Here is a 12,383-nt window from a genome sequence, read left to right as displayed (position 1 = left end):
CGCGTTGTGAAATCGTTACGCCTTGGCATTGGGATTACGACTTGACGTGAGCGGTAACACGAGCAAGGATATGAACGATAACATGCATGCGCGCAAATATAGACAACCCTCACATCCCCGCTATTGCGAAAGGCGCACCCCACGTGCTCAAGAAAGCCCTAGCCGGCATCGGAGCCGGCGTACTCCTCTTCGGACTTACTGCCTGCGGCGGGGGTGACGACGGCGGCTCGGACGACGGCCTCGTGGTCGGCTTCGCGCAGGTCGGTGCCGAATCCGCTTGGCGCACCGCCAACACCGACTCCGTCAAGGCCGCCGCCGAGGCCGACGACCGCATCGCCGAGCTGAAGTTCGTCGACGGCCAGCAGGAGCAGGAGAAGCAGATCGAGGCGATCCGCAACTTCATCACCCAGAAGGTCGACGTCATCGTCTTGGCCCCCGTGGTCGAGACCGGCTGGACCGAGGTCCTCGCCGAGGCCGAACAGGCCGGCATTCCCGTGGTCCTGGCCGACCGAGGCATCGAGTCGGCCGACGAGGACCTCTACTCGACCCGGCTCGGCTCCGACTTCGTCGCCGAAGGCCGCAGCGCGGGCGAGTGGACCGCGGCGACCTTCGCCGACGACGCCGACGGCACCCGCATCCTCGAACTCCAAGGCACCACCGGCTCCGCCCCGGCGAACGACCGCAAGGCCGGGTTCTTCGAGGTGCTCGACGCCGAGGGGCTCGATTACGAGCTGGTGGACTCCCAGTCGGGGAACTTCACCGCCGAAGAGGGCAAGGCCGTCATGGAGACCTTCATCGCCACCCACGGCCTCGACGGCGTGGACCTGCTCTACGCCCACAACGACGAGATGGGTCTGGGCGCGATCCAGGCGATCGAAGAAGCCGGTTTCGTCCCGGGCACCGACGTCCAGATCATCATCGTGGACGGCTCGGCGGCCGGGTTCCAGGCCGGCGTCGACGGCAAGCTCAACTACATCGTCGAATGCAACCCCGCCTTCGGCGAGCAGCTGATGGACGTCGTGGTGCAGGTCGCGAACGGCGAGTCGGTCGAGAAGTTCACCCCGGTCGAGGAGGGCGTCTTCGACGCCACCCAGTTCGAGGCCGAACTTCCCAACCGCCAGTTCTGACCCATTGGACCCCGAGAGGTCCGGCGGGCCGACAGGCAGCTCGGACCGCTCGGGGTCCACCCCTCGACCGAAGGACCAGCCATGTCCGACCAGCCGATCGTCGAGATGACCGGCATCGTCAAGGACTTCACCGGCGTCCGCGCCCTCGACGGCGTCGACTTCACCCTCAGACCCGGAGAGATCCACGCGGTCATGGGGGAGAACGGCGCCGGAAAGTCCACATTGATCAAAGTCCTGACCGGCGTGCACGGCCCCGACGCCGGGCGTATCCTCCTCGACGGCGCTCCCGTGCGCTTCGCGGGCCCCGGCGCCGCCCAGGCCGCCGGGATCAGCACCGTCTACCAGGAGGTCAACCTCGCCGAGAACCTCTCGGTGGCCGAGAACCTCCTGGCCGGGAGGGAACCGCGGCTCGGTCCGTTCATCAACTTCCGGGCCGTGCGCCGCCGCGCCAGGGCCCTTCTGGACGATCTGGGCATCGACCTCAACGTGGCCGCGCCGCTCTCGTCCTATTCGATCGCGATGCAGCAACTCGTCGCCATCGCCCGCGCGGTGAACATCGACGCGAAGGTGCTCATCCTCGACGAACCGACTTCCTCCCTCGATCGCGACGAGGTGGCCGTGCTCCTGGGCGTCATGCGTCGCCTCGCCGCCGAAGGCGTCGCGCTCGTGTTCATCTCGCACTTCCTGGAGCAGGTGTACGAGATCTGCGACCGCATGACCGTGCTGCGCAACGGGAAGCTCATCGGATCCTGGGACACCGCGGACCTGCCCGAGAACGCGCTCATCGGGCACATGCTCGGCCGCGAGGCCGCCACCTTGGAGCAGATCGAACGAGTCGCCGCGGCGCATCAGGTCGCCGACGAGGCACCGCTGCTGGAAGCGGAAGGCCTGGGCCGCAAGGGCGCAGTGGCACCCTACGACCTGACCGTCAGGCGTGGCGAGGTCGTGGGCCTGGCCGGACTGCTCGGCTCGGGCCGCACCGAGACCGTGCGGCTCATCGCCGGAGCCGACCGGCCCGACTCGGGGGAGCTGCGCTTCGACGGATCGAAGGTCGGCGGGCACAACCCGCGCACCGCGACCGCGCGCGGCATCGCGTTCTGCCCCGAGAACCGCAAGACCGAAGGACTCGTCGCCGACCTCACCGTCGCCGAGAACATGATCCTCGCGATGCAGGCCTCGCGCGGTTGGGCACGCCAGGTCTCTCCAGGGCAGCGCGCCGAACTCGTGTCCGCGTTCATCGACAAGCTCGGCATCCGCCCCGCCGACCCCGACCTGCCGGTGCGCAACCTCTCCGGAGGCAACCAGCAGAAAGTGCTCCTGGCCCGCTGGATGCTCATCGAGCCGAAGCTGCTCATCCTCGACGAGCCCACCCGCGGCATCGACGTGGGCGCGAAGGCCGACATCCAGCGCCTCGTCGCCGAACTCTCCGCCGACGGCATGGCCGTCCTGTTCGTCTCGGCCGAGCTCGACGAGGTCACTCGCCTGTCCGACCGGATCGCGGTCCTGCGCGACCGGGAGATGATCGCCATGCTCGAAACCGAGGCCGAGATGACCGCAGAGCACATCGTGGACGCCATCGTGGCCGGAGGCCGACGTGACTGAGGCACCGGCCAAGGCGCGCAGCGCGAACCCGTATCTCAAGCGGCTCATGTGGCCGCTGGCCGTGCTCGCGGTGCTCGTCGCCGCCAACGTCGCCGTCACCGGGATCGACTTCCTGGTCCCGGGCGTCCAGGACGGGCGGCTGAACGGCGCGTTCGTGAACATCCTGCGCCGCAGCGCCCCGCTGCTCATCATCGCGCTGGGGATGACCCTCGTCATCGCCATCAAGGGCATCGACCTCTCGGTGGGCGCGGTCTACGCCATCGGCGCGGCAGTGGCCTGCCAGTGGATCGAGGGCCGCGACGAGTCCGCGCTCGGCACGGTCCTCGCCGCGGTGGGGCTCGCGCTGGCCGTCGCCGCGCTCATCGGCGCGTGGAACGGGACCATGGTGGCGCGCTTCGGCATCCAGCCGATCGTGGCCACGCTCATCCTCATGATCGCCGGGCGCGGCATCGCGCAGCTCATCACCGGCGGGCAGATCCCCAACGTCGGGGACGCGAGCCCATTCGTCGAACTCGGGCGCGGCGCGATCCTGACCGTGCCGGTGCCGATCTGGATCGCCGCCGCGGTGCTCGTCGCGCTCGCGGTGCTCACCCGCCGCACCGCACTCGGTCTGCTCTTGGAATCGGTCGGGGGCAACCCCGAGGCGAGCCGCCTCGCGGGCATCCGAGCCCGGGGCATCACGGTCCTGGTCTACCTGGTGTGCGGCCTGTGCGCAGGGCTCGCCGGGGTCATCGGCGCGGCGAACCTCGGCAGTGCCGACGCCAACAACGGCGGCTTGTGGATCGAGCTGGACGCGATCCTCGCGGTCGTCATCGGCGGCACCGCGCTGCTCGGCGGCCGGTTCTTCCTGCTGGGCACCACCATCGGCGTCGCCATCATCGGGACGCTGGAGGTGACCATCATCAACGTGGGCCTGTCCAGCCAGTGGCAGTTCACGGCCAAGGCCATCGTGGTCCTGGTCGTGGCGCTGCTCCAGAGTCCGCAGTTCCGGGCCTGGATCGCCCGGCCGTTCAAGCGGCGCACCGCCGCACCTGAGGAGGCGGTGGCCGAATGAGCGCGCACCAGCTCACCGAGCGGCCCGCCCGCACGGCCCTGCTCGACGGCCTCGGCCGCTACATCCCGATCGGGGCGACCATCGCGCTCCTGGCCGCCATGTACCTCGGCGGCCTGGCCTCCTACGACAACTTCGACAACCCGCAGCTGGTCCCGGACCTCTTCATCGGCAACGCCGGGCTGCTCATCATCGCCGTGGGCATGACCTTCGTGATCCTCTCGGGAGGCATCGACCTGTCCGTGGGCTCGGTGGCGGCCTTCTCGACCATGGCCTGCGCGTGGCTCACCGTCGAGGCCGGGGTGTCCGGGCCGCTCGCGATGGTCCTCGTGCTCGTCCTCGGGACGCTCTCGGGGACGGCGACGGGCGCGGTGATCCACTACTTCGACGTGCAGCCGTTCATCGCCACCCTGGTGGGCCTGTTCCTCTACCGGGGCCTGACGCTCCAGATCTCCAGCTCCGACGTGTCGATGCGGGACGTGGAGTTCTTCGGCTGGGGCATGGAGCGCACCGAGTTCGGGAATGTGCGCGAGGGCGGGTTCAGTCTCCCGAACCTCTCGTTCCTGGCCTTCGCCATCGTGATCGCCGCGTTCATCGTGCTGCACTACACGCGCTTCGGGCGCGGGGTCTACGCCGTGGGCGGCAACGAGCAGTCCGCGCTGCTCATGGGCCTCCCGGTCGCGCGCACCAAGATCGGCGTGTACGCGATCAGCGGGTTCTGCGCGGCCCTGGCCGGGGTGGTCTCGGCGTTCTACACCAAGAGCGCCGATCCGCTGCGCGGTGTGGGCCTCGAACTGGACGCGATCGCCGCCGTGGTCATCGGGGGGACGCTCTTGACCGGCGGCGCGGGGTTCGTGCTCGGCACGGTCGCCGGGGTCATGGTCATGGGGATGCTCTCGACGATCATCGCGTTCCAGGGGAACCTGAACTCCTGGTGGGCGCGGATCGTGGTCGGCGTGCTCCTGCTCGCGTTCATCCTCCTCCAGCGGGTCCTCGCCCGCACCGGGGAGAAGCGAAGCACCTAGCGCTCGACACCGATGGGGCCGCTCACCGCCTGGTGAGCGGCCTTCGTCGTATACAGGTTGCCGGAGGTCTCCGACAAGATGTAGCATGAGTGCTATCAAATAGAGAATTGCTACGACGGAGATGATCATGGGACACCCCCCGGCTTACGACGGGCCCGCCATCGCCGTGTCCGACCTGCGGATGCGGTACGGCGACAAGACCGTGCTCGACGGCCTCGACCTCACCATCGAACCCGGAGGCGTCACCGCCCTCCTCGGGCCCAACGGCGCGGGCAAGACCACCACCATCGAGATCCTCGAAGGCTTCCGCGCCCGCAGCGGCGGCGACGTCAAGGTGCTCGGCACCGATCCCGAGCACGGCGACGAGCATTGGCGGGCCGGACTCGGCGTGGTCCTCCAGGAATGGCGCGACAACGGCAAGTGGAAGGTGCGCGAGCTCCTCGCCCACTTCGGCGAGTACTACAAGCCGTACGCCGATCCCTGGGACGCCGACGAACTCCTCGAACTGGTGGGCCTGTCAGCCCAGACCGGGCAGCGCGTGCGCACCCTCTCGGGAGGCCAGCGCCGCCGCCTCGACGTGGCCCTCGGGATCATCGGCCGCCCCGCGCTGCTGTTCCTCGACGAGCCGACCACCGGGTTCGACCCGCACGCCCGCCGCGAGTTCCACGAGCTCATCCACCGGCTCACCGACCTCGACGGCACCACCATCCTGCTGACCACGCACGACCTCGACGAGGCCGAGAAGCTCGCCGAGCGCATCCTCATCCTCGCCGGGGGCCGCATCATCGCCGACGGCTCGCCCGATGCCCTCGCCCGCGCCGCCGCCACGACCGCCGAGGTCAAGTGGATCCAGGACGGCGCGCTCCAGGTCCACGCCACCGAGGACGCCACCGACTTCGCGCGCAAGCTCCTGGCCACCGACGACGGCGCGGTGACCGACCTCGAAATCCGCCGGGCCAGCCTGGAGGACGCGTACCTGTCCCTCGTCGCCGAGTTCGAGGCGGGCCAGACCCAGGCCGCCGTCGACACGTTCAAGGAGGCCACGGCATGAGCAACGCGCTGACCACCAACATCAACACCACCGTCCACGCCTACAAGACCGGCTGGAAGCGCGGCCTCATCGAGACCCGCATCTCGCTGACCACCTTCGGCGACCTCATGGGCTTCATCATGCCCACGGCCATCGCGATCGGGGTCCTGTTCTTCATGAGGGGCGCCGAGTTCGAAGGCGCCCCGGTCTCGCTCGGCTCGATGAACATGCCCAGCCTCATCGGCATGAACATCGTGTTCGGCGGCATCATGGGCATCATGGGGACCCTCTCGATGGACCGCACCAACGGCACGCTCCTGCGGGCCAAGTCCATGCCCGGCGGCATGACCGGCTACCTCATGGGCCACGTGGTCTCGACGGCGCTGTTCGTCCTCGGCTCCGTCGTGGTCATGCTCGCGGCCGGTCTGATCCTGTTCGAGGGCCTCGAATTCTCCTCGCCCGACCGGTGGCTGCTGTTCCTGGCGGTGGTCCTCATGGGCATCGTGACGACCCTCCCGCTGGGGGCCGTGCTCGGCGCGGCCATCAACAACCCCAAGAACATGGGGCTGGTGATGTTCCCGCTCATGGGCTCGGTCGCGATCTCGGGGATTTTCTACCCGCTGACGGCGCTGCCCGCCTGGCTCCAGGGGATCGGGCAGGCGCTGCCGATGTACTGGATGGGCCTGGGCATGCGGCACGCGCTGCTCCCCGACTCGATGGTCGCCGTGGAGGTCGGCGAGTCCTGGCGCACGATGCTGATGTTCGGCGTCCTCGCCGCCTGGGCGATCCTCGCGCTCGCGCTGGCGCCGCGCCTGCTGCGGCGCATGGCCCGCCGCGAGTCCGGTTCGGCGGTGGCCGCGCGCCACGCCGAGATCCAGAAGCAGTGGGGGTAGGGCCGTGGCCGGAGACGAGGTGTTCAACCGCATCGCGATGCTTCGCGCCGAGCGGGGCGTCTCGCGCCGGCAGTTGGCGGACGCCCTCGGCGTCCACTACCAGACCGTCGGCTACCTCGAACGCGGCGAGTACAGCCCGAGCCTGCACCTGGCGCTGAAGCTCGCCGAGTACTTCGAAGTGCCCGTCGAGGTCGTGTTCTCGACTAAGCCATTCCCGCGCCTCGGCGCGGGAACATGAGCTCAGCCGCGCCTCGGCGCGGGAACATGAACCCAGCCGCGCCTCGGCGCGGAAACCCGAGCCCCGTCTCCTGACGGGACTCGCCCCGCGCTCCGGCGACACCCCGGCCTCGGCCGGTCGGAGCGCGGGGCCTCTCGACGAAACGACGCCCGCCCCGGGAACGGGGCGGGCGTCGTCTCGCTTGTCGCGCTCAGAGCAGAAGGCCGCTCCTCCCGGAGCGGCCTCAGACCACGAGTCGCGCTATTCGCTTTCGGCTTCGCGCTCAGAATAAAAGGCCGCTCCGGGGGGAGCGGCCTCGAGCCACGAGAGGAAGCCGGTGACGGCCGAAGTCGTCATGGCGAGTTCGACCTCGCCGGTGGCGCTCTTACAACGCAGAATCGCCACCTCCGGGGGGAAGATCTGCGCCTCCGGGCCTACGGGCGCGCGGCGCTCGGAGACTTGGAGGTCTTCGCGGGAGAGCGCGTATCGGGGGCCGAAGGCCAGCGAGAACATGCGGTACCAGCGCAGGGTGCCGCGTTCGTAGATCGCGAAGCCGGGGGCCCAGCCGCGCCCCTGCATGTGCCGCGAGAGCCGGGCGGCCATGGCCACCGAGCCCGCGCGGGACAAGAAGGAGCGGCGGACGTAGGTCAGCACCAAGAACACCGCGATGGCCGCCGCGACCGCGGCGACGACGAGCAGTGCCTTCAGCATGGGGTTACGCCGAGGTGGGGGCGACCGCCTCGGCGGTCTCGGCGAGGATGGTGACACCGTCGGTGGTCACCGAGAGGAAGCCGCCTTCGATCTTCCAGGCGAGTTCGGCGCCGTCGACCGGCTGGACCCGCACGTTGCTGTCGATCCGCAGCTCGCCGAGCAGCGGCTGGTGGCCGGGGAGCACGCCCAGTTCACCTTCGGTGGTGCGCGCGTAGACGGCCTTGGCCACACCGGACCAGACCTTCGAGTCGACGGCCACGACTTCGACGTTCAATTGCCCTGCCACAACGCTCCTTCAGCGGTCTGCCGGATGGTTACCGGAAGTCTAGACGGCTGCGGGCCTCGGCGTCGAATCGGCCAAGGTCACGATGCGAGCAGATCACCCGTTCGCGTCCCGGCCCGCCTCGGCGATCCCGATAGGATATATCCTATATCATATAGGATCTTGCGGAAGCGACGAAGCGAAGAGGCCCCCGGCGGTGCCGGAGGCCTCTCACATGCTGAGCGGTTCGTTACACGCGGGCGCGACGCGCGAGGCGTTCGGGATCCATGATGATGACGCTCTTGCCGTCCAGGCGCAGCCAGCCGCGCCCGGCGAAGTCGGCGAGGGCCTTGTTCACCGTCTCGCGGGAGGCGCCGACCAGCTGGGCCAGCTCCTCCTGCGTGAGGTCGTGGGTGACGCGCAGCACGCCGCCGTCACGGGTGCCGAAGCGGCTCGCCATGTGCAGCAGGGCCTTGGCCACGCGGCCGGGCACGTCGGTGAAGATCAGGTCCGCCATCGAGTCGTTGGTGCGACGCAGCCGGCGAGCTATCACCCGAAGCAGCTGCTCGGCGATCTCGGGCCGGTTGGCCAGCCACGGCCGCAGCGCGGTCTTGGACAGGCGGGCCATGCGGGTGTCGGTCAGAGCGGTGGCGGTGGCGGTGCGGGGACCGGGGTCGAACAGCGCGAGCTCGCCGACCATGTCCGAGGGGCCCATCACCGCGATCAGGTTCTGGCGGCCGTCGGCGGAGCGGCGGCCGAGCTTCACCTTCCCGGACATGACGATGTAGAGACTGTCGCCCGGCTCGTTCTCGGTGAAGACGGTCTGGCCCTTGTTGACGTCGACGTACTCCATCTCTTTGATGAGCGACTCGACAGCTTCGGGGTCGACACCCTTGAACAGGGCGGCCCTGGCCAATACATCTTCCATGTCCGTTCGCACCTTTCTTCAACGCACCGCTAGTGCAAGTCCTGAGTCTATGCCTCTTGTCCGCATTGCGGGAGCGAGACCCCCGTAAATGCACAAGCGCACCGCGGACGACGGAATCGGCGTTCACGTCCGAGTGAATGCGTTTCCGTCCGTTCCGTGAGTCACCGGGCGCGACTCGCCACGCCGTCTCAGCTGGGATGTCGTTCCGGTGAACGGAATGCGTCGGCGGCGACCGGTACAGCCTACCCGCAATGTGACGTCACGCCCACCGACCGGCAATGGAGAAACTCCCGAGGAAGGCGCTCCTCACGTGCACGAACCGGTGCTCACGGCCCCCGAGGCCCGCAGTCCCGCGTCCAGGACGGGCGCGGACTCGTTCAACGTGAGCGCGTAACCGGTCTCGGGGTCGTCCACCGCGGCCGCGAAGATGACTCCGATCACCTCGCCCTCGGGGTTGAGCAGCGGGCCGCCCGAATTGCCGCCGATGATGTGCGCGTACAGCTGGTAGACCTCGCGGGTGACGGTGCCGCTGTCGTAGATGTCCGGTCCGGTCACGATCCGGGCCTCGCGGATGCGGGCGGCGGTGGCCGTGTACGCGCCGCCGCCGGGGTAGCCGAGCACGATCGCGTCGTCGCCGGTGTTCGACAGGGCGCTCTCCAGCGGCAGTGCGGGCGCGTCCAGGCCCGGCACGTGGAGGATCGCGAGGTCCTTGTCCGGCTCGAACACGATGACCTCGGCGTCGAGGTAGTCGCCGCCGGACTCGACCTGGACGCGGCTGGTGCCGGCGACCACGTGGGCGTTGGTGGCGACCAGGTCGTCGGCGTAGACGAAGCTCGAACCCTCGATCTGGCGGTCGCACGCGGGCGCCGAGCCGTGGACCTTGAGCACCGACTCCTCGGCCTGGCGCACCAGGCCGGAGGCGGCGAGCTCGGCGTCGGGCGGCTCGACCGAGCGGGCGTCGGTGGGGTCGAGCCCGAAGAACACGTTCGGCATCCCCGAGGTGTTCAGGGACTCCTGCATGGACTCGTAGACGCCCTTGACGGCGTCGGGCATGTGCTCGTCGATGCCGCCCACGAGGCTGGAGTGGCGGATCGCGCTGGAGACGGCGGGCATCGAGGAGTTCGCCAGCGGCGCGGCGGCCACCCAGGTCACCAGCAGCACGGCCGCGATCGAGACCACGGGCCCGGCCAGCTGGTCGAGCCTGCGGGAGCCGTTGGTGCGCAGGCGTTTGCGCAGCCGGAACCCGAGCGCGGTGAACAGGGCCATGCCGCCGATGGCGATGCCGAACACGACCACGAGGGAGACCACGAGCTTGGAGAGCGGCTCGCTGTAGAAGTCGGCGGCGAACGGGGCGACCTGGATGCCGATGAGCGCGCCGCCGAGGAAGCCCAGGAACGTGGCGGCCGAGGCGATGAACCCTTCGCGGTAGCCGTTGACGGCGAACAGGAGCGCCAGCAGCACGATCACCACGTCGACCAGGAGTCCAGCCGCCTGAGGGCTCATGCCGCGCCTCGCCTTCGTCTCGGAGGCGTTACCGCCCTTCGAGTTCCATGGTCCTCTCGGCGTCCCAGGGACGGGACCAGCCGCCGAGGTCCAGTAGCCACGACAGTACCCCGGCGGTGAAGCCCCAGATCAGCGGAACGCCCGCGACCTGGAATCCGGGGCCGCTGCGGCCCGACGGGTACCGGACGGTGCCGCGCGAGGCCGGTTCGGCCAACAGCGGCAGCGGGACCTGGTGCGCGGCGGCCACTTCGGACGCGGCCTGCGGCGCGACCGGGTGCGGGCTGGTCCACAGTGCCAGGATCGGGGTGACCGCGAACCCCGACACCGGAATCCACAGTGGGGGCAGCGCGGCGCCCACGTCGACCGAGCCGGGTTCGACGGCGAGTTCCTCGGCCGCCTCGCGCAGGGCCGTGGCCGCCGCGTCGGCGTCCCCGTCCTCGGCCGCACCGCCGGGAAAGGCGACCTCGCCGGGGTGGTGTCGCAAGGTGGCGGCCCGCTGCTGGAGCAGGACGGTGGGCCCGAGGTCGCCGGAGTCCTTGAGCAGCACCAGGACCGAGGCGGTGCGGGCGCTCGCGCGGTTGCGGGGGAGCAGGTGGTCGGCGATGACGCGCTCAGGAGTGGGCCCTTCGGCCTCGTCGGCGGCCTTGACCAGCGGCGGCCACCATTCGGGGGCGCTCACACGAGCTCCAGATCGAAGGCCGTCGAGGCCGCGGCGGCGAGGCTGTCGGCGGTGACGCCGGGTTTGACGATGAGGTCCAGGACCGTCCCGTCGGCGGCCACGAGCGCGATCCCCGGCAAGGCCGGGACGCCGAGGCCGATGCGCACGGCCTCTTCGGGATCGAACACCGACGGGTAGGTCAGGCCGAAGTCCTCGGCGAACCAGCGGGCCGAGTCGCGCAGGTCGGCGGTGTCGACGCCGAGCACGTCGACCTGATCCGAGTTGGCTTCGTAGAACGCCTGGATCTCGGGGGCCTCCTCGCGGCACGGGCCGCACCAGGTGGCCCACAGGACCACCACGAGCGGTTTCCCGTTCGCGCCGACCGTGGTCGCGGCCTCGTCGCCGAGGCAGTCGAGTTCGACCTCGCCCACGCCTTCGATCGCATTGGTGCCCGAAGCGCATGCGACGGACCAGGTCGACTCCTCGCCGCTGGGGTGCGAGTCGGCGGGCTCGTCGGTGCAGGAGGCGAGCAGCGCCAGCGACAGTGCGGCCGCCGCGGCCGTCAGTGCCCGTCTCATGCGCCCACCGCGTGCTCGCTCTGCTTGCCTTTGCCGCCTCCGGCGGCCTCTGCAAGTTTGATGAGGTCGTTCACGTTGTCCCCCTTGAGGAGTTTCGCCGCCTCGGCCGGGTCGGTGGGGCCCTCGCCGTAGGAGGGGCACAGCGAGGCGAGCGTGCAGGCCCCGCACGCGGGTTTGCGGGCGATGCAGACGCGGCGGCCGTGGAAGATGATGCGGTGGGAGAACATGGTCCACTCGCGGGGCTCGATGAGCTTCTGGAGCTGGAATTCGAGCTTCACCGGGTCCTTGCCCTCGACCAGGCCGAGCCGGTTGGTGATGCGGATCATGTGGGTGTCGACGGTGATGCCCGGGATCCCGAAGGCGTTGCCGCGGATGACGTTCGCGGTCTTGCGGCCGATGCCCGGGAGCTTCACCAGAGCGGCCATGTCCTCGGGGAGCTCACCGTCGTGGTCGGCCACGAGGGCCTTGCCGAGTCCGATGATCGACTTGGCCTTGTTGCGGTAGAACCCGGTCGGGCGGATGATCGCCTCGACGTCCTCGGGGTCGGCCTCGGCGTAGTCGGCCGCGTCGCGGTACTTCGCGAACAGCGCGGGCGTGGTCAGGTTGACCCGCACGTCGGTGCACTGGGCCGAGAGGATCGTGGCGACGGCCAGTTCGAGCGGGCCCGAGTAGTCGAGCTCGCAGTGCGCGTCCGGGTGGGCCGCGGCCAGGAGCCGGTTGATCTTGCGGGCCCGGCGCTTCTTGGCCAGCTCGCTCTCGGGCGCCTCGTTGCGAGGCCGGCGAGTCATGAATCGGTCC

General features: G+C 69.6%; 14 protein-coding genes. 7 read left to right on the top strand and 7 right to left on the bottom strand.

What is annotated here, in order from left to right; genetic code table 11:
* Positions 1 to 143: 143 nt before the first annotated feature.
* The 7 genes from AB0B28_RS06080 to AB0B28_RS06050 all read left to right on the top strand — a co-directional run bounded on the left by AB0B28_RS06080 (position 144) and on the right by AB0B28_RS06050 (position 6,966).
* Positions 144 to 1,127: an ABC transporter substrate-binding protein gene (locus AB0B28_RS06080; RefSeq protein WP_360117295.1), complete on the top strand. Its 984-nt coding sequence runs from the start codon at positions 144 to 146 to the stop codon at positions 1,125 to 1,127.
* Between the two features lie 81 nt (positions 1,128 to 1,208).
* Positions 1,209 to 2,729 carry a sugar ABC transporter ATP-binding protein gene (locus tag AB0B28_RS06075; protein WP_360117292.1) on the top strand — a complete coding sequence of 507 codons (1,521 nt, stop codon included), beginning with the start codon at positions 1,209 to 1,211 and terminating at the stop codon, positions 2,727 to 2,729.
* Positions 2,722 to 3,783 (top strand): ABC transporter permease, encoded by a 1,062-nt coding sequence (locus AB0B28_RS06070; protein ID WP_360117289.1) that lies wholly within the window; start codon positions 2,722 to 2,724, stop codon positions 3,781 to 3,783. The genes AB0B28_RS06075 and AB0B28_RS06070 overlap by 8 nt, the downstream gene beginning before the upstream one ends.
* Positions 3,780 to 4,805, top strand: a complete 1,026-nt coding sequence (locus tag AB0B28_RS06065; protein WP_360117286.1) for a sugar ABC transporter permease YjfF — start codon at positions 3,780 to 3,782, stop codon at positions 4,803 to 4,805. Before AB0B28_RS06070 ends, AB0B28_RS06065 begins: the two co-directional genes overlap by 4 nt.
* Positions 4,806 to 4,932: 127 nt before the next feature.
* Positions 4,933 to 5,856 carry an ABC transporter ATP-binding protein gene (locus AB0B28_RS06060; RefSeq protein WP_360117283.1) on the top strand — a complete coding sequence of 308 codons (924 nt, stop codon included), beginning with the start codon at positions 4,933 to 4,935 and terminating at the stop codon, positions 5,854 to 5,856.
* Positions 5,853 to 6,728: an ABC transporter permease gene (locus AB0B28_RS06055; protein WP_360117280.1), complete on the top strand. Its 876-nt coding sequence runs from the start codon at positions 5,853 to 5,855 to the stop codon at positions 6,726 to 6,728. Before AB0B28_RS06060 ends, AB0B28_RS06055 begins: the two co-directional genes overlap by 4 nt.
* A gap of 37 nt (positions 6,729 to 6,765) precedes the next feature.
* Entirely contained in the window at positions 6,766 to 6,966 is a 201-nt protein-coding gene (locus AB0B28_RS06050) for a helix-turn-helix transcriptional regulator (RefSeq protein ID WP_353895483.1), read from the top strand.
* A 240-nt stretch (positions 6,967 to 7,206) separates the two neighbouring features.
* On the opposite strand, the gene AB0B28_RS06045 is transcribed toward AB0B28_RS06050, so the two are convergent.
* From AB0B28_RS06045 to nth, 7 genes are all read right to left on the bottom strand, one after another.
* Positions 7,207 to 7,656: a DUF2550 domain-containing protein gene (locus AB0B28_RS06045; RefSeq protein ID WP_360117277.1), complete on the bottom strand. Its 450-nt coding sequence runs from the start codon at positions 7,654 to 7,656 to the stop codon at positions 7,207 to 7,209.
* A 4-nt stretch (positions 7,657 to 7,660) separates the two neighbouring features.
* Positions 7,661 to 7,942: a F0F1 ATP synthase subunit epsilon gene (locus AB0B28_RS06040; RefSeq protein WP_360117274.1), complete on the bottom strand. Its 282-nt coding sequence runs from the start codon at positions 7,940 to 7,942 to the stop codon at positions 7,661 to 7,663.
* Between the two features lie 226 nt (positions 7,943 to 8,168).
* A complete protein-coding gene (locus AB0B28_RS06035) occupies positions 8,169 to 8,846 on the bottom strand; it encodes a Crp/Fnr family transcriptional regulator (RefSeq protein WP_026924818.1) in 678 nt (225 codons plus the stop codon).
* Positions 8,847 to 9,152: 306 nt separating this feature from the next.
* The gene (locus tag AB0B28_RS06030) at positions 9,153 to 10,349 is read right to left on the bottom strand and encodes a MarP family serine protease (protein ID WP_360117270.1); all 1,197 of its coding nucleotides are present in this window, start codon (positions 10,347 to 10,349) and stop codon (positions 9,153 to 9,155) included.
* Between the two features lie 28 nt (positions 10,350 to 10,377).
* Positions 10,378 to 11,028, bottom strand: coding sequence for an NUDIX domain-containing protein (locus AB0B28_RS06025; RefSeq protein ID WP_360117267.1), 651 nt, complete (start codon positions 11,026 to 11,028; stop codon positions 10,378 to 10,380).
* Positions 11,025 to 11,585, bottom strand: coding sequence for a TlpA disulfide reductase family protein (locus AB0B28_RS06020; RefSeq protein WP_360117264.1), 561 nt, complete (start codon positions 11,583 to 11,585; stop codon positions 11,025 to 11,027). Before AB0B28_RS06020 ends, AB0B28_RS06025 begins: the two co-directional genes overlap by 4 nt.
* A complete protein-coding gene (nth, locus tag AB0B28_RS06015; RefSeq protein WP_360117261.1) occupies positions 11,582 to 12,373 on the bottom strand; it encodes an endonuclease III in 792 nt (263 codons plus the stop codon). Before nth ends, AB0B28_RS06020 begins: the two co-directional genes overlap by 4 nt.
* Between the last annotated feature and the right edge of the window lie 10 nt (positions 12,374 to 12,383).

The organism is Glycomyces sp. NPDC046736 (genome assembly GCF_040645615.1).
Classification (GTDB): domain Bacteria; phylum Actinomycetota; class Actinomycetes; order Mycobacteriales; family Micromonosporaceae; genus Glycomyces.
The sequence above is the reverse complement of the archived record's forward strand: the minus strand, read 5'-3'. Positions and strand labels throughout refer to the sequence as shown.

Coding starts and splice junctions, on each gene's coding strand:
- AB0B28_RS06030 (WP_360117270.1), bottom strand. CDS start 10,349: ATGAGCCCTCAGGCGGCTGGACTCCTGGTCGACGTGGTGATCGTGCTG.
- AB0B28_RS06035 (WP_026924818.1), bottom strand. CDS start 8,846: ATGGAAGATGTATTGGCCAGGGCCGCCCTGTTCAAGGGTGTCGACCCC.
- AB0B28_RS06065 (WP_360117286.1), top strand. CDS start 3,780: ATGAGCGCGCACCAGCTCACCGAGCGGCCCGCCCGCACGGCCCTGCTC.
- AB0B28_RS06055 (WP_360117280.1), top strand. CDS start 5,853: ATGAGCAACGCGCTGACCACCAACATCAACACCACCGTCCACGCCTAC.
- AB0B28_RS06075 (WP_360117292.1), top strand. CDS start 1,209: ATGTCCGACCAGCCGATCGTCGAGATGACCGGCATCGTCAAGGACTTC.
- AB0B28_RS06060 (WP_360117283.1), top strand. CDS start 4,933: ATGGGACACCCCCCGGCTTACGACGGGCCCGCCATCGCCGTGTCCGAC.
- AB0B28_RS06050 (WP_353895483.1), top strand. CDS start 6,766: ATGCTTCGCGCCGAGCGGGGCGTCTCGCGCCGGCAGTTGGCGGACGCC.
- AB0B28_RS06045 (WP_360117277.1), bottom strand. CDS start 7,656: ATGCTGAAGGCACTGCTCGTCGTCGCCGCGGTCGCGGCGGCCATCGCG.
- AB0B28_RS06020 (WP_360117264.1), bottom strand. CDS start 11,585: ATGAGACGGGCACTGACGGCCGCGGCGGCCGCACTGTCGCTGGCGCTG.
- nth (WP_360117261.1), bottom strand. CDS start 12,373: ATGACTCGCCGGCCTCGCAACGAGGCGCCCGAGAGCGAGCTGGCCAAG.